The sequence below is a fragment of the Algoriphagus sp. NBT04N3 genome (genome assembly GCF_019443765.1).
GTDB lineage: Bacteria > Bacteroidota > Bacteroidia > Cytophagales > Cyclobacteriaceae > Algoriphagus > Algoriphagus ornithinivorans.
On record NZ_CP048415.1, the window covers coordinates 915,177 to 934,400 of the forward strand.

Below are 19,224 nucleotides of genomic sequence, written 5' to 3' on the forward strand. Positions count from 1 at the left end.
TAGGAGATTATTACTAATACTAAGCCATATTCTTTTTATCAGTATCATCAGAAATACTGCTTATTATCTGCTAAAAGGATCAGAATCCGGAAGCTTCGGTCTTCGGTCTTCGGTCTTCCAACCGGTCAAGCAAAGAAATAAGGCAACTGGCATGATTGCAGATAACCAGATTTAATAATAACCGAAACCATGAATAAAAGCTATTGGAGTATTCTGGGCGCCCTTGCCTTAATCATAATAGCTTTTTTGCCTTGGCGATTTCAGGTGAATGACGATGAACTGATGATGTGGCTTGTTTCAGGAGCCTATACAGGCATACCCGAAACTTATGCGGTCTTTATCCATCCCATTCTAAGCTTTTCTTTAGCCAAACTCTATTCTTTCTTCCCTCAGATTCCTTGGTATCCTTTCTTATGGTTTGTATTAGGATATTTTGCCTATTATACCTTACTGCAGGTGATTAAGCGTGAGTTTGTTTCTAAGAGAATTAGAATAATTTTCTTCCTTTTTGCATTCGCTATTCTAATTCATTTCAGCTTTTTTCTTCAGTTCTCTATAATTTCATCCCTTTGCGTTTGTGCTGGGTTGGCTAATAGGATTTCAAAGAGCAAGCTTCATGAGCATTCTGGTAAATTTTGGATGCTCTCTGATATATTAATTATTTCAGGATTTCTAATAAGACCTGAAGTTGCAATTTTACTTTTGGCAGCCTCTTTTCTTTATTTCTTGATTCTATCACATCAAAAAACATTGATGTTGGCTACACTTTACCCTTTGCTTTTTGTTATGTTTTTTCAGGGCATAACTTTTCTTTGGCCAAAGTCTGAACCACTCCAAAAATTTATTGAACACAATCAGCTTCGTTCTCAGGTTTTTGACCATCCATTTTTACAATTGGAAAAGGATAGGTTCATCAATTCGGAACCGGAACTCTATTACTTCTCTAATGGTCTGATTGATTTTTCAGAAAATCAGCTGACTCGGGATCAGCTATTGGAATGGAAGCATATGTTGGATGATTTAAGATGGGAAGCTGTTTCTTTTTCTTTCTATAAAAAATCATTTGGGACTTTTATCCAAAACGAACGATTTGTCTTAACCTTGATGGGGCTCTTCCTGCTTTTCACGCTTTACACAAATTTGAAAAAGGGGCTAAAACTCCTTTTAGTGATGATTTTGGGATTGGTAGTTCTGGCTCCCTTCTATCTGATAAAAATTCAGATTTATATTCTTCTGTTTCTTTTATTCTTCATCCTAATGATACTCGATAGGCAGGAGGGTGAATTTCATAAATGGCCTTTTCTGATTTTTCAATCTACCCTGGCTTTACTTATTATTATTCATTGTTATTCCTTCAGCCAAAGTCATAAGAATATTTCCTCAGGGAGGGTGCTCGAAGAAAAATTAAGGGAATTAAAAAATGAGGGGTACGATGAAATATTTTTTTCTGGAGGGAACAGGTATTATTTGGAATTGGTGTTTGAATCTTCTCTACCCTTTAAGATCATGGGTTGGTCAAGTTTATTTGAATATTATTTCATTGGAAGGGAAAATTTAAAAAGAGTTTATATAGTTGACTCAGAAATCTACGAAAGTAATCTTGGCTATTTCAGGATTTGCAACTATCAGGAGGAGAAATTCAATAATTTCATCATTATTAAATGCCCAAAATGAGACTTTGGTTTGAAAAAAATCTTTGGGTATTCGATGTCCTAATGATGGCTTTAATCATGGCCACTTTGACTTATATGATCAAATTTGTGCCTTATGGGGTTGATATTAAGATTCATAATTTCTTTCTAATCGAGTACCTGGAAAATGGCTATTTCCCAGTCCCTCCAGGATACTATTTTCTACTCTACCTCTTAGATCTTTTGATCAGTTATAAATTCCAGTTTTTGATTAGTTCCATCCTATTGATGACGGGATTTTTATGGTGGAAATTTAGAATAACAGTAAAATGGATTTTTGAATCTTCATCCTTAGGAATATCCAAATCCTATCTTTTGGCATTTTTGTTTTTCTTTTTAGGCCCTATCGTGATCCCTTCTGTCGATAGGGAATATTGGTATTTTGGGAAATTAAGCCAGATGATCTGGCATAATTCCACCATCATAGCAGCTATTCCTTTTTGTCTATTATTAGTCAAGCAAACTCTAACTTGGTGGGAAAATTACAGCAATCAGGTTTTCCTTAAAATCTGCTTCCTAGTAGTAGCTGTATTATTGGTCAAGCCCAGTTTTCTATTTTGTTATTTACCTGTCTTCCTTTGCTACACGTTTTACTTGCTTCGGCGTCCTTCGCAGCCATTTATCTTAGCCGCCTGCTTAAGTGCTTTTTCATTGCTTCTTATCTGGATAGAAAAAATATTGATCTTTCAGTGGGATCCTATGGTGGTCAATTACTATTCCCAGGAGGATATACCCAGGGTGGTATTGGAACCCTTTAAAATTTGGTTTCATTACAGCAATGAACCCTTTTTGGATCTTTTGAGTAGTATCCCTCTTACTTTATGCTTTTTGATTTTTTGGAGGAATAAAGCTTTTGAAAATAGGTTTTTCAGTTTTTCACTTTGGACATTACTCCTCGCAATTTTGATTTATTTCCTCTTTTCCGAAACTGGCTATAGAGAGTATCATGGAAATTTTTATTGGCAAATACCGGTTGCGCTTTACCTCCATAATTTAAGTATGTTGCTCATAGTGCTGAAAGAGCATCAGGAAAAGAATGAAAAATCCCCTTTCCGTATCAAAATATTTGCTTCGATTTTCAGTATCCAAGTTGTATTTGGTTTCGCTTATTGGCTGCGGATATTTTTTGAACGCATCATCAGCTGACCTTCTTGGATTTCCAGGAAATGACTAGCTTCCTTTAGCTCCATTTCATAATAAGGGAGAATGTAACGGATCACCTCACCTTTTTGGTTGGCCACCGGTAATTGCTCCAAAGCAAACCCTGTAAGAGCCAATGTGTCAATTTGAACGAGCGGCTGTTCGAGCGTTTTAATATGGCTTACTAGATCCTTGGATATAGCCTTAGTTTGATGATTTTTTCTGAGTTGAATAAGCTCGTATTGAAAAGGAATTAGCAAAAGGAAAGCTAAACCATTGATTATAAGCAATGCTTTATAATAGTACTGGGAAGGAAATGCTGCGATAATTCTCAGATTCAAAAAAACAGTTAGAGGGAGCATCATTCTCCATTCTGTCCATTTGTAAAATTTATAAAAAACCAAGGTGAATAGGAATGTAACTGCAAGCATCAATATCCCCGAAAGAACCAATTTATCTTTAGTAAATAATAAGAAACCTAGTATGAGAGAGACGAAAAGCCAAATTTTCCAAATAGTATAAAATGCGCCTTCTGAATAAGTAAAAAGGAAATAAATATTCCGTTTGGTATTGAAGAGTAAGGTTTCAAATAAAACGTTCCAATTTCCTTCCCCAGACCAATATTGCATCTCTGAAAAAACATTGACCACTCCTTCATGAAAATTGGTTTGTAAAAGCCAAGTCAAAATAGGAATACTGAAAATTAGCAGGAATACCAAAAGCCTCCTGCCATTCCAGAGAAAAGGAACTAACCCTATAAGGGCAAAAAGCCAGGTACTTCTAAATAGCCCCAGCAATAGGATAAAACTCACTAAAATCCATAAATCCCTTTCTCTATTGGATCGATGATAGCTTTCAAAGAGATAATAAAGAATGATTGCTCCGCCTAAATGAATCAATTCCGGTAAAAGGCTGAACGCGTAAAATAAAGTAAAGGGAGAACATAAAATAAGTATTATCTGAATAAGCCTAGTTGATAGCTTTTGCTTAGATAGAATGAAAAGAAATAAACTCAGTAAAAGTATAGCCAGATTTACTTTTGAAATAAGTTGGTAATCATATCCGAAAAGCTTTCCAATACCACCATAAAGTAGGGGATATACAGGTCCATGCGCATCAAACTCCCCAATCTTTGAACCACTTCCACTGTAGGTAAAAGAAGCTTTCAAACTCCCGCTTGCTTCAAAAGCCTCAGCATTTTTCACATAAAAAAATTCATCTCCATAATAGGGTTTCTTTTCCAAACCCATCAGAGAAAAGAAATACACATAGCTTAAAAGCAGGAGTCCAATGACTACATAATACCGCCTCATGTAATTCCTTTCCGGTTGGAGCATAGTTCGAAACTAAAGGTCTTCCTCAAAAAAGCGATTTTTCAATGATTTTATTTCCTGTTTTTAAAATATCTTGGAAAATTAAGGCATTCCTATAAATTTGCTATGAGTAATTTTTTTACTCGGTATTACCTCAATGTCTTCTTGGGTAGATGATTTTCTATTTGCCTTTGTTTTAGGAAATCCTGAAAATGGGACCGAAAGGGCGAAGCTTTCTGAAGTTTCAAATTGAGAGTTAATAGTTTTTAGTTTTTCAGATTTCTGAATTTAGCTTTTGTTAGAGTCTTTAGTTACTTCCAAAACAAGAATTAAGCTCCTGCTCAAATTCTTTTCTCATCAAAATTCAGGATACTTACGCTCTTTGGCTAAAGATTTTGACGAATCTACCAATTCAGTTAGAGTAGAGCTCAACCGCCTGACAGAAGCAGGGCTCTTAGTTTCAGAAGAGGAAGGAAAGACCAAAGTGTACAAGGCGAATAATCAGCATCCATTTTTTGCGGAGATCAAAAATATGGTTTCCAAATTCTTGGGCCTGGATGACCTCATGGAGAGAATAGTCAAAAGAATGGGTGAGGTGGAAAAAGCCTATATCATTGGAGATTATGCACATGGCATAGACTCAGGAACTGTCAATATGATCCTGATAGGAAAGAATCTGGACCAGAATTATCTGAATTTCATTAAAAACAAAACCTACGAGAAAGTTCAAAGAAAAGTAGAAGTATCTATTCTCGACGAAGACCCAGGCAATATTGCCGGAATACTAGTGTACGGAGCTTAAAACACAACTTCCAACTTTAAACTCTTCACTTTAAACTTTAAATTTCAAACCTTGTCCTCAACCAATCCCCATTACAAAGTAATCGAACCCTCCTCCGGCTGGAAGATGGTAGATTTCAAAGAAATTTGGAAGTACAAGGATCTTTTATATTTCCTGACTTTAAGAGGGATCAAAGCGCGCTATGCTCAGTCCATCTTGGGAGTTTCTTGGGCCATTATACAGCCCCTATTTACCACCTTGGTATTTACATTGGTTTTTGGAGGCTTAGCAAAGGTTGACTCAGACGGAATGCCTTATGTGTTATTTTCCTATTTGGCACTCTGGCCTTGGAATTATTTCAGTGGAACCCTGACCGAATCAGCCAATTCCCTGATCCAAAATGCGAATATGATCACCAAGGTTTACTTCCCTAGAATGGTGCTTCCACTTTCTGCCATTCTATCCAAACTTCTGGATTTTACCATTGCGTTTGTTGTAGTCATCTTTATGCTGATATATTTCAAGCAAATGCCAGGAATAGGAGTGCTTTTTCTTCCATTATTGATCATACAGTTGTTGATGTGCAGTCTGGGAATCGGCATGTTTCTTTCAGCCTTAGCAGTTAAATACAGGGATGTCAAGCATGCGTTGACCTTTGTAGTTCAGTTGCTGCTTTACGCTGCCCCGGTAGTCTATAGTACTACGGCCGTTCCTGAAATTTACAGACCATTTTATATACTCAACCCCATGGTGGGTGTGATCGAAGGCTTTCGGGCTTCTTTTCTGAATCGACCTATGCCTTGGGAATGGATTTGGCCGGGTAGTATTGTAGCAGTCGTATTCTTCGTCTTTGGGATGTTTTATTTTAGAAGGATGGAGAGGATTTTTGCGGATGTGGCTTGATTCAGTTGGCAGTAAACAGTTTGCAGTGAGCGGTTGGCAGTAGGCAGTTGCATCACTGCGAGCGAAGCGAAGCAGTCTTATGATTTCTCGCGGCGACACAGCGGCGCGGCGGTTTTTTCTCCCGCAAAGAAATGAAGAAGCAAAGAGGGACTTTAAAAGTGAAAAGTTTGGTCCTGACTTTCAATTTGATTTTGTAGCTCCAAACTGATGTAGTGTAAAGCCTCAGAGAGGCGTTTTGGTTGGAGAATCGTGAAGTATGAGTATAAAAGAGCTTCAGAGAAGCGATTTGATTTTGATTTTTTTTCTCCCGCAAAGGAATGAAGAAGCAAAAAGGGACGATAAATGTTTGGTCCTGGCTTTCAGATTGATTTTATAGCTCCAAAGGAGCGAGATTACTTAGAAAAGTCTCATGATTTCTCGCAGCGACACAGCGGCGCGGCGGATTTAATCTCCCGCAAAGGAATGAAGAAGCAAAGAGGAGTGTTTAAGTGAAAAGTTTAAAGTTTGGTCCTGACTTTCAGTTTGATTTTATAGCTCCGAAGGAGCGGGATTATTTAGCCAAATAAATAAAGAACAAACAGTAATACAGCTCTGAAAGAGCGGGATAAGAAAAGTTTTAAAGTGGTAGAATTTTATGTTTTTCCTTGATATTTAGACCCCGATCATCTTCAAATTACTGATTTCGCGTAAAGTCTCATAATCTCTCGCAGCGACACAGCGGTATTTTCTCCCGCAAAGGAATGAAGAAGCAAAGAGGGACGTAAAAGTTAGGTCTTCCCTTTAAATTTAATTTTATAGCTCCAAAGGAGCGGGATTTCTTAGAAAAGTCTTATGATTTCTCGCGGCGACACAGCGACACAGCGGATTTAATCTCCCGCAAAGAGATGAAGAAGCAAAGAGGGGAGTTAAAAGTGAAAAGTTTGGTCCTCCCTTTAAATTTGATTTTATAGCTCCGAAGGAGCGGGATTATTTAGAAAAGTCTCATAATTTCTCGCGGCGACTCAACGGCGCGGCGGTATTTTCTCCCGCAAAGGAATGAAGAAGCAAAGAGGGAGTTTACAGTTTGGCCCTCCCTTTAAATTTGATTTTATAGCTCCAAACTGATGTAGTGTAAAGCCTCAGCGAGGCGTTTTGGTTGTAGAATCGTGAAGTAAGAGCCGAAAAGAGCTTCAGAGAAGCGATTTGATTTTGATTTTTTTTTCTCCCGCAAAGGAATGAAGAAGCAAAGAGGGACGATAAATGTTTGGCCCTGACTTTCAGTTTGATTCTTTAGGTCCGAAGGAGCGGGATTATTTAGAAAAATAAACGAAAAACAAACTGTAATACAGCTCTGAAAGAGCGAGATAGTAAGAATTTTAATGTGATAGAGTTTTACGTTTCCTCTTGAATTTTACATCTCCAATGACCCTGACATTAATTTCTTGAAAACGACCTTAAAGTCCCCCTCAAGTAGCATTTATGAGTTTTTCAGACTTCATAATTCAAACTTCATAATTTAATCGTGCATCTATCCATCATCTCACCAGTCTACTGCGCTGAGCAATTGCTCGACCAACTCGTGGAAAGAGTCATAGAATCGGTAGGAGCCATCAGCTCGGATTTTGAGGTTATTTTGGTGGATGATTATAGTCCGGATAATTCTTGGAGTAAAATAGAGGAACTGTCTACTAAGCATCCGCAAGTAAAAGGGATTAAACTCTCCAGAAACTTCGGGCAGCATTATGCCATTACAGCAGGGCTGGATCAGGCAAAAGGAGAATGGGTAGTAGTGATGGATTGTGATTTGCAGGATAGACCGGAGGAAATCCCTGCCTTGTATGAAAAAGCCCAAGAAGGCTTCGAAGCAGTTTTCGCACAGCGGATAAATCGAAAAGATACTTTTTTTAAAAAATTGGGTTCCAAAGTCTTTTACAAAACTCTGGGATACCTGACTGGGGTGGCTCAAGATGAAACCGTAGCTAATTTTGGAATATACCACCGAAAGCTGATCGATGAAATTGTCCAAATGAGAGAAAAAATCAGATTCTTTCCAGCAATGGTAAAATGGGTTGGTTTTCGACAGACGGCAATTCCAGTTATTCATAAGGAAAACGGTGAACGGGAAACCACCTATTCCTTTAAAAAGCTTTTCAATTTAGCATTGGACATTATGCTGGCTTATAGTGATAAGCCCATTCGCATGACCGTCAAGCTGGGAGTGGGAGTAGCCTTCACAGGCTTTTTATTCGCCATATTTACTCTGATTCGTTATTGGATGGGAGATATCATAGTAGCGGGTTATGCCAGTTTAATCATTTCCATTTGGCTCCTAACAGGCTTTCTTCTAATCACTTTGGGAATGGTGGGATTGTACGTCGGGAAGATTTTTGAAGGAGTCAAAAACCGCCCGATTTACATTGTGGAGAAAAAAACATATTGATTTAGTAGAATTCTGCCTTGTGCTAAAAGCCAAAAGCTGGAAGACGGGAGACCGAAGACCGAAGAAGACGTTAAGAAGCGAGAGATGAGAGGCGAGAGAATAGATGCGAGAAACGAGATGCGAGATGCGAGAGATTAGAGACGAGACTCAGTTAAACTCTTACTCGATTACACAATTACTCATCCAATAACAAATAACTCAATAACCAATATCTCCCTCCAACTTTAAACTCTCGACTTGCTAACTCATCTCCCTTTTGATTCAGAACTCTTTGGTTATCCGGTTGGAAAGTATGAAGTGACGAAAAATTGGGATCAGGATGAATTTTTGAAGCAGACCCCTAGCTTTCAGTTGGTATACTTGATCAGTGAGCATGAACTGGATATCAAATCAAAATATATTCAACTGATGGATGTGAAGTTGGTTTTTGAGAAAGCATTGAAATCCGAATCTACCTTTACAGATAATATTGAACTATATCAAGGTCAACTAACAGAAGATTTGATTTCATTGGCTTTGGCTAGTGGAGAATATTCACGGTTTAAAGTAGATCCTAGATTAGATCAAGGTGAGTTTGAAAAGCTATACCAAATCTGGATTACCAAAGCTCTGCAAAAAAGAGAAGTATTAGTTTATGGGGCATTGGAAGGAATGGTCACCTGCAGTGTGGAGGGAGAACTGGGCCAAATTGGTTTGATAGCTGTCAAAGCGTCTTCAAGGGGCAAAGGAATAGGAGAGAAGCTGCTAAAAAAAGCGGAATCCTGGGCTTTTGAAAAAGGAGCTAGAAAAATGAAAATCCCAACCCAAAAAGCTAATACACCCGCTTTAAACCTATATAAAAAAATGGGCTATAAAATCGCTTCGCAAACCAATATCTATCATTATTGGAATCCTAAGTTTAAAGTGTGAGACAAGAAGCGAGAGACTAGAAATTAGAAGCGAGAAGCTAGATGCGAGAAACTAGAAACGAGACAGCCTAATTACTCGGTTAATCTTTACTCAATTACACAACACAAATCGAAGCGTGCCTGAACGATGAACATTGAACGTAGAACAACTCAGAGATGAGAGCCGAAAGATGAAACTCAAATTGATTACGGAGACATCTGAGGAGGAAATCCTTAATAATGTCAAATAGAAAATTTATCTTTACAGAATGAATCGAGAAGCCAAAATACTTGAAATTCAAAAATTTCAGAAATTCTTGAAAGCTGAAATGCCTAGAATTCTTCAGGAAATAAAGGTTTATGAAAAAGCTATGAAAGAGGGCTTGATCAAAAAAAATCCAATTTCAGCTCCACAACTTAAATTTGAGTAAGCCAAAACTTTGGATAATAGCAGGATGTAACGGAGCTGGAAAATCATCCTTCTCAAAAGCTTTTTTTAAAGGAAATCTCATTCCTTTCGATTATGATCAACACTTTTTGAAGATTTATAAAAAGCTCCAGCCTTCAGATATTCAAGATAAAATGGCACATAATTTGGCTTTTAAGGAGTTACAGAGACAAATTGATCAGGCCATTTTAGAAAAGAGGGACTTTTGTTACGAGACAAATTTTAACTCAACGCCTCTTCATTGGCCTCAAATATTCAAAACAAATGGATACGAACTTCATCTTATTTATTTTGTATTAAATTCAATCCAAGAGGCTAAAAGACGAGTGGCTATCCGAGTTGAGAATGGAGGGCATTTTGTTCCTGATAGGGAAATTCAAAAAAGATATTTTGCTGGATTTCAAAACCTAGACAATCATTTTGAGTTTTTCAACTCACTTGATGTTTACAATTGCTCTTATTACAAGCAAGAACCAAAATATTGCTTTTCATTGGAAAAAGGAGAAGCAATCATGTGCGAAGAATTTCCTGAGTTTCTAAAATCCTTAATTCCCAAAATAGCTTCTAAAATTGAGGGTTTTCAATGAATACTCCAAGTTCAATTTCATACAGAATTTGGAACTAGAGACTATAGATTAGAAGCGAGAAACGAGAAGCGAGAGACGAGACAGCCTAATTACTCGGTTAATCTTTACTCAATTACACAACACAAATAAAAGCGGGCTTGAACAATGAACTCTGAACTTTGAACTAAGTAACGAGAAGCGAGAGACGAGAAGCTAGATGCGAGAAACTAGAAGCGAGAAGCGAGAGATTAGAAACGAGAAGCGAGAGACGAGACTCAGTTAACCACTTACTCAATTACACAATTACTCAATAAGAAACTCCCTTTTCAGACTTCACAATCAAATTTCAGACTTATCAACCTGTCACCTGTGAACTATAAAATCCCCTTCAACAAACCCTACCAAAGCGGCAAAGAACTGGAATACATTCAGGATGCTATCCAAAGGGGGAAGATTTCGGGAAATGGGTACTACACTCAAAAATGTCAGCAATTCTTTGAGTCTAAATATAATTTTGGAAAATGTCTCTTGACTTCATCCTGTACCGATGCGCTGGAAATGGCAGCAATTCTTTTGGATATACAGCCGGGTGATGAAGTAATTCTTCCCAGCTACACGTTTGTTTCCACAGCCAATGCTTTTGTATTAAGAGGAGCATTCATTGTTTTTGTAGATAGCAGGGAAGATCATCCCGGAATGGATGAAAAACTTGTGGAGGAACTGATCACCCCCAAAACCAAAGCGATTGTGGTCGTGCACTATGCGGGTTTCCCAGTAGAAATGGATCAAATCATGGCAATTGCTCAAAAGCATCAGCTCAAAGTGGTGGAAGATGCCGCTCAAGCCATAGATCAGGAGTATCAGGGGAAATACCTGGGAGCATGGGGCCATTTAGCCACTTTTAGTTTCCATGAAACCAAGAATATCCAATGCGGAGAAGGTGGAATGCTTGTCATTAATGATCCAGAATTAGTTAAAAGGGCTGAGATTATTTGGGAAAAAGGAACTGATAGAGCAGCGTTTTTTAGAGGTGAAGTCAATAAATACGGATGGGTAGATATGGGGAGTTCATTCCTTCCATCCGAAGTGACAGCGGCATTTCTCTGGGCCCAACTCGAAAATCTAGATGATATCCAAAACAGACGTAAAGCCATTTGGGAAGACTACTATAGGACTTTCTCTGAGGATAGGTTTGGATCCAAAACCTTAAGTCCAAAATACCTTGAGATAGTGAAGAGTTTAAAGTTTAAAGTGGAAAGTGATGTCGCAGATCAAAATATGGAAGATAGGCTTGGAGTATTAGGATTTTCAGACTTCAGACTTCCATCCTTCAGCTTTCAGGCCAATGCCCATATGTTCTACTTGGTTTTCCCTGACCTAGAAAGCAGAACTTCCTATGCCCAAGCACTTAAGGAAAAAGGAATATTAGCGGTATTTCACTACCAATCTTTGCATAAATCTGATTTTGTCAGGGATAATTACCCAGCTCAATTTCAAAGGGAATTGCCTCAAGCAGATCGCTATACGGATTGTTTGCTTCGCTTGCCCTTGTTTTATGAACTCCCGGAGTTAAGTGAAAATAATCTAGCTTGATTGATTCTTTTCAGCTTAAGCTGTAATGTTTTTTGTCTAAAATAAATCTTAAGTTGAAAATCATGCTTCCAAAAGGACTAAAAAACTATATGTTTACCCGCTTTCTCACTAGTAAGAAGAAAATACAATCACTGGTATAATTGCGGATAATCTTAAATAATTTTATCATTTCCACCTTTCTGAAAAAATATTGAAACTTCGATTATTGCTAGCCTGTATTGGTCGAATTCGAAGTTTTCAACCTAGAAATTAAAGGTGATTTTATTGCACACAATCAAAAAAATAATTCTTTCTAATGCTTACTAAACTGATTCCCGGATTTTTAAAGAAAAAACTTTTTACCCAAGTGAAAAAATCCATTCTGGCATCTCAAGTCCAGGAATCTTCAAAATTACCCAAAGTTCAAATTGACGAAAAGTCGCTAAATTCTGCCAGATTATTACCAAATAGAGAGGCCTTGTTGGAGCTTCTTCCTAAAGGAGGGGTGGTCGCGGAACTTGGAGTGGATCAGGGAGGCTTTTCTGAAAAAATCTTAAAAATCAATCAGCCCAAAACATTGCACTTAGTGGACCTTTGGGGTACTGAAAGATATCATTTAGGAAAAAGAAAAGAAGTAGAAGAGAAGTTCTCCAAAGAAATTAGCAAAGGGGAAGTTTGTATTCATATTGGATATTCTACAGAGGTTGTTCAAAAATTTGAGAAGGATACCTTCGATTGGATTTATATAGATACCAACCATAGCTACGCTACTACCAAACAAGAATTGGAGTTATGGTCAAGTAAGGTTAAACCCGATGGGATTATTGCAGGGCATGATTATATCATTGGGAACTGGAATGGGATGGTTCGATATGGAGTCATCGAGGCGGTTCATGAATTTTGTTTGAATTACAATTGGGAGATTCTTTATCTAAGCATGGAATTAGATACAGCTCCGAGTTTTGCAATTCGACGCCGAAATTAAGTCTCCATCCGTGCTTAGGCTTTGTTAGGATTCTTCCTTAAGGGTGATTACACATCAATTTGAGAGATAACTTCTTCTTTATAGTCAAAACCCTAAAAAGAAACTGGCTCTTTTTCCTTTTATTTTTTTTACTGGGGATTGCACTCCACCAGTTTTATAGACTGCAGATTCGTTTTGAGATTTTATCAGATTTTAGATAGAAAATCCAGAATTATCCAAAATGATGAATATAAGATTTGCAATTCCCAAAGCACTGAGTAAATTTATTACTCAGTCATTCTTAGATCCTAAATGGGATTGAAAGGGCGAAGCTGTAAAAAAATTAAGAATCTTAATTCTACGATTACTCAGTTACTCTTTAATCAATTACTCTTCCTTGCTTTTAATTCCTTATAGCTTCCAGTCCACTCTTATTATTCTATTTGATATTTGATAATTATTCTTTTGATAAAAAATAGTCTCAGAAAAATTTTTCCTAGTGAAGTTTGGAAGAGACTAAGGTTATTTGTTTGGTCCTATACTAATTATGTTTCCTTTCAGTCTTTTTCAGGGGAAGGGGAGGACATGATTCTTCGAAGAATTTTCTATAAAAAGAAGAAAGGGTTTTACATTGATATCGGGGCATATCATCCAAAAAAATCTTCCAACACTTATTTTTTTTATAAAAAAGGCTGGCGTGGAATTAATATCGACGCTATGCCAGGAAGCATGAAGCTCTTCAATCGGCTGCGCAAAAAAGATATTAATCTGGAGATACCGCTAGGAACAAAGGGAGAAACAGTCAAATACTATGAATTTGCTGATAAGGCCTTGAATGGATTTGAGTCATCTAAACTACAGGAAAAGAATTCATCTAAGTCACAAAATAGACTTAGTAAAATCCATCAATTGCAGTCAGATTCTCTAAATTCCATTTTGGAACAGTACCTTCCCGAAAATCAAAAAATTGACTTTTTGTCTATTGATGTAGAGGGCCAAGAGTTTCGAATTTTGGAATCTTTTGATTTTGAGAAATACAAACCAAACTTGATTTTGACTGAAATCTGGAATTACTCAATGGAAAGCCAATCTAATGGAAAAGTAGATTCCTTGCTGAAGCAAAAAGGTTACAGACCAATAGCTAAAACACTGAATACAGTGTTTTATTTCAAATAATAAAGATAGTTTAGGTATTTCTATTTAAATCGAAACTCTAAGATTAATAGTCTAATTAATGAATATAACTAATGTTTATAGATTTATAAAATTACTGATTCCTCCTATCATAACCTTTCAAATTCAAAAATATAGGAGAACTCAACATAATAAAAAAAAGGGATTATTTAAACCAAATAATTCACTAATTGAATCTTTTTCTCAATATCAAGAAGACTTAATTATTGATGCAATATTTCGAAAAGAAAAAGGATTTTATGTAGACGTAGGGGCAAATGACCCCAAAAAATTCAGTAATACAAATCGGTTTTATCGTCGAGGATGGACTGGAATTAATATTGAACCACAACCTGAGAAAATTAAGCTTTTTGAAAAAAAGCGAAATAGGGATATCAACTTAAATATAGGGATAGGGACTGATTTTGGTCAATTGGATTTTTATAAACTTGAAATTGATACTCTATCAACGTTCGATAAAAACACTGCTATTAATCACTGTCGTAGGTTTAAAACTCAAATAAAGGAAGTTATCAATGTAGAAGTTTGGCCTTTAAAAGAAGTATTGAAGAAATATTTGACAAATAATCAACCGATAGATTTTTTAAGTATAGACACAGAGGGGTTTGATTTGAAGGTTTTAAAAAGCAATGATTGGGATCTTTACAGGCCCAAAATAGTGCTCATTGAAGTTGGAAAAGATGGGAATGAAATTGTAAGTTTTTTAAAAAGTCATAATTACGAGTTGGTATATAAAAATTCCTGCAACTTTTTTTTTCTTGACAAAATTAACGGGATTAAAATCCATGAATAAAGTCATCAAGGTTTCGAATCTCTCCAAACGCTACCGCCTCGGTTTAAAAGAAAAGTATGCCGATACTTTGGTTGGTAAGATTTCTCAGATAATCCGTTCTCCTTATGATAACTTGAAGCGACTTCGAGATTTAAATCGATTTGGTTTGGAAGACGATTCAGTTTTTTGGGCGCTTAAAGATGTTTCTTTTGAAGTAAAAGAAGGAGAGGTCTTAGGAATCATTGGAAAGAATGGTGCAGGAAAATCCACCTTACTAAAAATTCTTTCTCAAATAACCGAACCTACATCAGGTAATATTGAGATTCATGGACGAGTGGCTTCTTTACTTGAAGTCGGAACAGGTTTTCACCCAGAGCTTTCAGGGCGGGAGAATATCTATATGAACGGAACCATCCTAGGAATGACCCGTCGGGAGATTGATTCTAAGCTGGATGAGATTATTGACTTTTCAGGAGTAGAGAAGTTTATCGATACTCCGGTAAAGTTTTATTCTTCTGGGATGAAAGTACGCTTGGGGTTTTCTGTAGCTGCGCATTTGGACCCGGAAATTTTGATAATTGACGAAGTTTTGGCTGTAGGAGATTATGAATTTCAAAAGAAGTGCTTGGGGAAGATGGAGGATGTAAGCAAAAACCATGGGAGGACGGTATTGTTTGTATCTCATCAAATGGATGCTATAGCTAAGCTCTGTGATTGTGCATTGATATTGGAAAAAGGAAAGTGTCTTGAAAGAAAAGATGCTAATGAAGCGGTTTCAATTTATTTCTCAAGTAATTTTGAAGGAAAGCAATTTAAAAGACAGAATTTTGAAAAAGCCAATAAAAGTGGTGTTTTTTTAAGCTGGACTTTTAACTCAAACAAATTTGAGCAAATAGTTACAAATTCTCATTGTGAGATTTGTGTAACATTTTTGTGTTTAAGTAAAATGACGAATTTGGAATTTGGACTTATTATTAAAGACGTTTTTGGAAGCATTATTTATTCTGCAAATAGCCAGGATGGAGGTAAATATCTTTTTTCATTGGATAAAGGGCAATATGTTTTTAAGATAAATTTCTTCTTATGTTTTAAACCTCAGGTCTATGATTTGGAATTTGCTATTAATAGTGATGGAGTTTTGAAGGACCATTGGGTGGTAAAAAATTCATTTGAAGTTTTGGATGACAAATATTCTGTTTTAAATACTGCATGGAAAGGGGTTTGTAGTATGCATTCAAGTTTTAGTATAGAATAGCCATGTATTTTTTGAAGTATATAAAGGCAATCGTTGAAAGTCGAATCTGCAAATTTAACAACCGATTTGGAATAAATTTTTTAGACTCAGATTCTGTTATTCTCAAACCAATAAAAATTGGTGGAGGATCCAATATATATATCGGAAGGAAAACGTATATCGGTGAATTTTCATGGATTGAGGCTCTTGAAAACTATCGATCAAAATCTTTTATTCCTAAAATAGTTTTTGGAGATTTTGTTAATATAGGAAGATATAGTTGTATTACAGCTATAAATACGATCGAGATATGTGATAATGTATTGATAAGTGAATATTTTTATGTTTCAGATCATTTTCATGATATCAAACCTAATTTGAATGTATCTCCTATTGAAATGCCTCTGAGTTCAAAAGGGAAAGTAAAAATTGGAAAAAATACTTTTATTGGATATCGAGTCTCGATATTATCGGGAGTTACTATCGGAGAATACTGTGTAGTAGGGGCAAATTCAGTTGTACTGAAGAGTTTTCCTTCCTATACAATGATTGCGGGAGTTCCTGCTAAAATTATTAAAATATTTTCTTTTGAAACTAATGATTGGATTGATTATAAGCCTTTACCGTGAATATAAAATATTTAGATCTTTAGGAATCTCTTTTTTCTTTTGGAAGAAATATAGGAGAGCAGACAAAAATATTTGTTTTAAGACAAAGTTTCTTGGTCGTGAAATATCGGCAATTAATCCATTTTGGTTTTTTTTTTCAATAAAAGAAATTTTTGTTGATAATGTTTATTTTTTTAAGTCTGAAATTGAAGATCCATATATAATAGATTGTGGTTCTAATTTTGGCTTTAGTATAATTTATTTTAGAAGTATTTTTCCAAAATGTAAATTAGTTGGATTTGAACCCGATCCTTCTATTTTTAAAATTCTTTGCAAGAATTTAGAAGTCTATAATCTAAAGAATGTTCAACTTTTTAATTCAGCAGTTTGGTCTTCAGCTGGATTTATTGATTTTTTTCCAAACGGTTCCTTGGGTGGTCGAATAGATAATAATCCTATAAATCGATCTGAAATTATTCAAATTAGTTGCTTAGAGCTTTCTGGTTTTATTAATAAGAGAGTCGACTTTTTGAAAATAGACATCGAGGGAGCAGAGCTGGATGTTTTATATTCAATTGAGGATCATCTAAATCTTGTTCAAAATCTTTTTATTGAATATCATTCTTTTCGTGATAGAAATCAGTGTCTTAATTCAATTCTTGAAATTATTTCTCGTGCTGGATTTAGGTATTATATTAAAGAAGCATACCCTATTCAAAAATTTCCATTTGTTGATTTTCCACAAAACTGGGAGTTTGATCTTCAATTGAATATTTTCTGTAGAAAAAGTACCCATGGCTAAACTATTAGCATATTACCTTCCACAATATTATCCAATTAAAGAAAACAATTTGTGGTGGGAGCCAGGATTTACGGAGTGGACAAATGTTACTAAAGCAAGGTCTTTATTTAAAGGTCACAATCAACCCAGATATCCCCTCGATCTGGGGTACTATGATCTTAGGGTTGATGAAACTCGCGAACATCAAGCCCTTTTGGCAAACCAATATGGAATCTATGGCTTTTGTTATTACAATTATTGGTTTGGGGATGGAAAAAAAATCTTGGATAGAGTTGCAAAAGAAGTTTTGCTTTCTGGGAAACCTGATTTCCCTTTTTGTTTTTGTTGGGCAAATGAATCATGGAAAGGTGTTTGGTTTGGCGTTGAATCTCAAAAAATCTTAATTGAACAACAGTATTTGGGAAAAACTGATTATGAAAAATATTTTTACTATTTGTTAGACTATTTTAAAGATGAGAGATATGTTAAAGTAGATGGTAAACCATTTTTTCAGATTTATAAAGTATTTGATATCCCTGATTTGAAAGTGTTTGTCGATACATTTAGGTCATTAGCAAGAAAAGAAGGGTTTCCTGGAATCTATTTAGTGGCTGGTATTTCAGCAACTGACCCCTTATGGAATCCTAAAAAAAATGGGTTTGATGCTGTGGTTGGATCAGAGTTTTCAGCACTTAGATATTGGAAAAATAATTTAATTAAAAATGACTCTAATCTAGTATTGAAATTTTTTAATCGATTAAAACAAAAATTCTTTCCAGAAGAAGTAGATTTCAATAAACGAAAAAAGCCCGTAATTATCGAATATGAGAAGGCTATTGACTATTTGATTTCTAAAGAAATATACAACTATTCTTATTTCCCTGTATGTATCCATGATTGGGATAATTCACCTAGATCAACTTCTAAAAGTTTGATTTTTCATAATTCAACTCCTGAATTATTTCGTGGCCATATTAGAAAAGGTCTTGAAAAAATTGAACATTTACCAACGTCAGAACAATTTGTCTTTTTGAAGTCTTGGAATGAATGGGGTGAAGGTAATGCTTTAGAGCCTGATAAAAAATGGGGCCATGAATATTTAAAAGTTATAAAGGAAGAATTGCAGATTTTTACAAAATGCTAATTTCAATAATTATTCCTTGTTTTAATTCTGGTTTATTCCTTTTGGAAGCTATAGACAGTTGTTTTAAATCAAGTTTTAAAGATTATGAATTGGTTATAATTAATGATGGTTCAACTGATGATATTACCCTTAAAATTCTAGATAACCTAAACAGTAATTCAAAATTTAAAATATTTAATAAATCTAATGGAGGTCCCGCTTCTGCCCGAAATTTGGGAATAAAGAAATGTTGTGGTGATTTCATTTTTTTTCTAGATAGTGATAATAAGATTCGACCCGACTATTTGATTAAAGCAATAAAAGTACTTGAATCTAACCCTTCTGCTGGGGTAGTTTATAGTTTACCGGTTTTTTTTGGAGAAACCGATTCCTCTCTATTGCGCTTTAAACCTCACCAATTTTCATTGAATTCAATTTTGGCAGGGAATTACATAGATATGTGTACCCTTGTTAGGCGTGCAGTTTTTGACGAGATAGGTGGTTTTGATGAACATTCAGATTTGATTGGCTGGGAGGATTGGGATCTGTGGATTAGAGTTGCTCAAACACAATGGTTGTTTCATTATTTAGATGAAGAATTATTTGATTATAGAGTAAGGAAGGATTCATTGATGGGTCAGGGTGTAGAACTAAAAAAAGAAAAAATGCTTCGATACTTAGGTTCAAAACATGGCTTTATATTTCACCAAAAATACAGGCAATATTTTCGTGTGGTAGAAAATATTCAAAGAAATCCATTCAGCTATTTTTTAAGGATTTTGATCTATAAGTATATTCTTAGAAAGCCACTTATCAATTGAATTTTAA

At 35.7% G+C, this 19,224-nt stretch carries 18 protein-coding genes; 17 read left to right on the top strand and 1 reads right to left on the bottom strand.

Translation table 11 applies throughout. From position 1 onward, the window contains the following. Positions 1-189: 189 nt before the first annotated feature. Both GYM62_RS03945 and GYM62_RS03950 read left to right on the top strand, forming a co-directional pair. Complete coding sequence (locus GYM62_RS03945) at positions 190-1,674, top strand: hypothetical protein (RefSeq protein ID WP_219958395.1); 1,485 nt, start codon at positions 190-192, stop codon at positions 1,672-1,674. Next, positions 1,671-2,837 carry a hypothetical protein gene (locus tag GYM62_RS03950; RefSeq protein ID WP_219958396.1) on the top strand — a complete coding sequence of 389 codons (1,167 nt, stop codon included), beginning with the start codon at positions 1,671-1,673 and terminating at the stop codon, positions 2,835-2,837. Before GYM62_RS03945 ends, GYM62_RS03950 begins: the two co-directional genes overlap by 4 nt. Here the strand turns inward: GYM62_RS03950 and GYM62_RS03955 are convergent. Next, complete coding sequence (locus GYM62_RS03955; protein ID WP_219958397.1) at positions 2,798-4,168, bottom strand: hypothetical protein; 1,371 nt, start codon at positions 4,166-4,168, stop codon at positions 2,798-2,800. The two genes, GYM62_RS03950 and GYM62_RS03955, sit on opposite strands and share 40 nt — an antisense overlap. A 271-nt stretch (positions 4,169-4,439) precedes the next feature. On the opposite strand from GYM62_RS03955, the gene GYM62_RS03960 reads away from it, so the two are divergent. The 15 genes from GYM62_RS03960 to GYM62_RS04030 all read left to right on the top strand — a co-directional run bounded on the left by GYM62_RS03960 (position 4,440) and on the right by GYM62_RS04030 (position 19,217). After that, positions 4,440-4,946, top strand: a complete 507-nt coding sequence (locus tag GYM62_RS03960; protein ID WP_219958398.1) for a winged helix-turn-helix domain-containing protein — start codon at positions 4,440-4,442, stop codon at positions 4,944-4,946. A 105-nt stretch (positions 4,947-5,051) separates the two neighbouring features. Further along, positions 5,052-5,828: an ABC transporter permease gene (locus tag GYM62_RS03965; RefSeq protein ID WP_219959400.1), complete on the top strand. Its 777-nt coding sequence runs from the start codon at positions 5,052-5,054 to the stop codon at positions 5,826-5,828. Positions 5,829-7,329: 1,501 nt separating this feature from the next. Beyond that, positions 7,330-8,247, top strand: a complete 918-nt coding sequence (locus GYM62_RS03970; RefSeq protein WP_219958399.1) for a glycosyltransferase family 2 protein — start codon at positions 7,330-7,332, stop codon at positions 8,245-8,247. A 237-nt stretch (positions 8,248-8,484) separates the two neighbouring features. After that, positions 8,485-9,156, top strand: a complete 672-nt coding sequence (locus GYM62_RS03975; protein ID WP_219958400.1) for a GNAT family N-acetyltransferase — start codon at positions 8,485-8,487, stop codon at positions 9,154-9,156. A 247-nt stretch (positions 9,157-9,403) separates the two neighbouring features. Next, entirely contained in the window at positions 9,404-9,565 is a 162-nt protein-coding gene (locus GYM62_RS03980; protein ID WP_219958401.1) for a hypothetical protein, read from the top strand. After that, a complete protein-coding gene (locus tag GYM62_RS03985; protein ID WP_219958402.1) occupies positions 9,558-10,169 on the top strand; it encodes a zeta toxin family protein in 612 nt (203 codons plus the stop codon). Before GYM62_RS03980 ends, GYM62_RS03985 begins: the two co-directional genes overlap by 8 nt. Before the next feature lie 348 nt (positions 10,170-10,517). Continuing rightward, entirely contained in the window at positions 10,518-11,741 is a 1,224-nt protein-coding gene (rffA, locus tag GYM62_RS03990) for a dTDP-4-amino-4,6-dideoxygalactose transaminase (RefSeq protein ID WP_219958403.1), read from the top strand. A gap of 295 nt (positions 11,742-12,036) precedes the next feature. Further along, positions 12,037-12,705 carry a class I SAM-dependent methyltransferase gene (locus GYM62_RS03995; protein ID WP_219958404.1) on the top strand — a complete coding sequence of 223 codons (669 nt, stop codon included), beginning with the start codon at positions 12,037-12,039 and terminating at the stop codon, positions 12,703-12,705. 564 nt (positions 12,706-13,269) lie between these two features. Beyond that, on the top strand, positions 13,270-13,860 hold the full coding sequence (locus GYM62_RS04000; protein ID WP_219958405.1) for an FkbM family methyltransferase: 591 nt from the start codon (positions 13,270-13,272) through the stop codon (positions 13,858-13,860). 58 nt (positions 13,861-13,918) lie between these two features. Next, complete coding sequence (locus GYM62_RS04005; RefSeq protein WP_219958406.1) at positions 13,919-14,671, top strand: FkbM family methyltransferase; 753 nt, start codon at positions 13,919-13,921, stop codon at positions 14,669-14,671. Continuing rightward, the gene (locus GYM62_RS04010) at positions 14,664-15,905 is read left to right on the top strand and encodes an ABC transporter ATP-binding protein (RefSeq protein WP_219958407.1); all 1,242 of its coding nucleotides are present in this window, start codon (positions 14,664-14,666) and stop codon (positions 15,903-15,905) included. Before GYM62_RS04005 ends, GYM62_RS04010 begins: the two co-directional genes overlap by 8 nt. An 11-nt stretch (positions 15,906-15,916) precedes the next feature. Then, a complete protein-coding gene (locus GYM62_RS04015; protein WP_255590539.1) occupies positions 15,917-16,513 on the top strand; it encodes an acyltransferase in 597 nt (198 codons plus the stop codon). Next, positions 16,482-17,294 carry an FkbM family methyltransferase gene (locus GYM62_RS04020; RefSeq protein ID WP_219958409.1) on the top strand — a complete coding sequence of 271 codons (813 nt, stop codon included), beginning with the start codon at positions 16,482-16,484 and terminating at the stop codon, positions 17,292-17,294. The genes GYM62_RS04015 and GYM62_RS04020 overlap by 32 nt, the downstream gene beginning before the upstream one ends. Further along, positions 17,287-18,417 (top strand): glycoside hydrolase family 99-like domain-containing protein, encoded by a 1,131-nt coding sequence (locus GYM62_RS04025; RefSeq protein ID WP_219958410.1) that lies wholly within the window; start codon positions 17,287-17,289, stop codon positions 18,415-18,417. Before GYM62_RS04020 ends, GYM62_RS04025 begins: the two co-directional genes overlap by 8 nt. Beyond that, on the top strand, positions 18,411-19,217 hold the full coding sequence (locus GYM62_RS04030; protein WP_219958411.1) for a glycosyltransferase family A protein: 807 nt from the start codon (positions 18,411-18,413) through the stop codon (positions 19,215-19,217). Before GYM62_RS04025 ends, GYM62_RS04030 begins: the two co-directional genes overlap by 7 nt. Positions 19,218-19,224: the final 7 nt, after the last annotated feature.

Coding starts and splice junctions, on each gene's coding strand:
- GYM62_RS04000 (WP_219958405.1), top strand. CDS start 13,270: ATGATTCTTCGAAGAATTTTCTATAAAAAGAAGAAAGGGTTTTACATT.
- GYM62_RS03980 (WP_219958401.1), top strand. CDS start 9,404: ATGAATCGAGAAGCCAAAATACTTGAAATTCAAAAATTTCAGAAATTC.
- GYM62_RS04025 (WP_219958410.1), top strand. CDS start 17,287: ATGGCTAAACTATTAGCATATTACCTTCCACAATATTATCCAATTAAA.
- GYM62_RS03950 (WP_219958396.1), top strand. CDS start 1,671: ATGAGACTTTGGTTTGAAAAAAATCTTTGGGTATTCGATGTCCTAATG.
- GYM62_RS03995 (WP_219958404.1), top strand. CDS start 12,037: ATGCTTACTAAACTGATTCCCGGATTTTTAAAGAAAAAACTTTTTACC.
- GYM62_RS03965 (WP_219959400.1), top strand. CDS start 5,052: ATGGTAGATTTCAAAGAAATTTGGAAGTACAAGGATCTTTTATATTTC.
- GYM62_RS04005 (WP_219958406.1), top strand. CDS start 13,919: ATGAATATAACTAATGTTTATAGATTTATAAAATTACTGATTCCTCCT.
- GYM62_RS04030 (WP_219958411.1), top strand. CDS start 18,411: ATGCTAATTTCAATAATTATTCCTTGTTTTAATTCTGGTTTATTCCTT.
- GYM62_RS04010 (WP_219958407.1), top strand. CDS start 14,664: ATGAATAAAGTCATCAAGGTTTCGAATCTCTCCAAACGCTACCGCCTC.
- GYM62_RS04020 (WP_219958409.1), top strand. CDS start 16,482: ATGATTGGATTGATTATAAGCCTTTACCGTGAATATAAAATATTTAGA.
- GYM62_RS03945 (WP_219958395.1), top strand. CDS start 190: ATGAATAAAAGCTATTGGAGTATTCTGGGCGCCCTTGCCTTAATCATA.
- GYM62_RS03955 (WP_219958397.1), bottom strand. CDS start 4,168: ATGCTCCAACCGGAAAGGAATTACATGAGGCGGTATTATGTAGTCATT.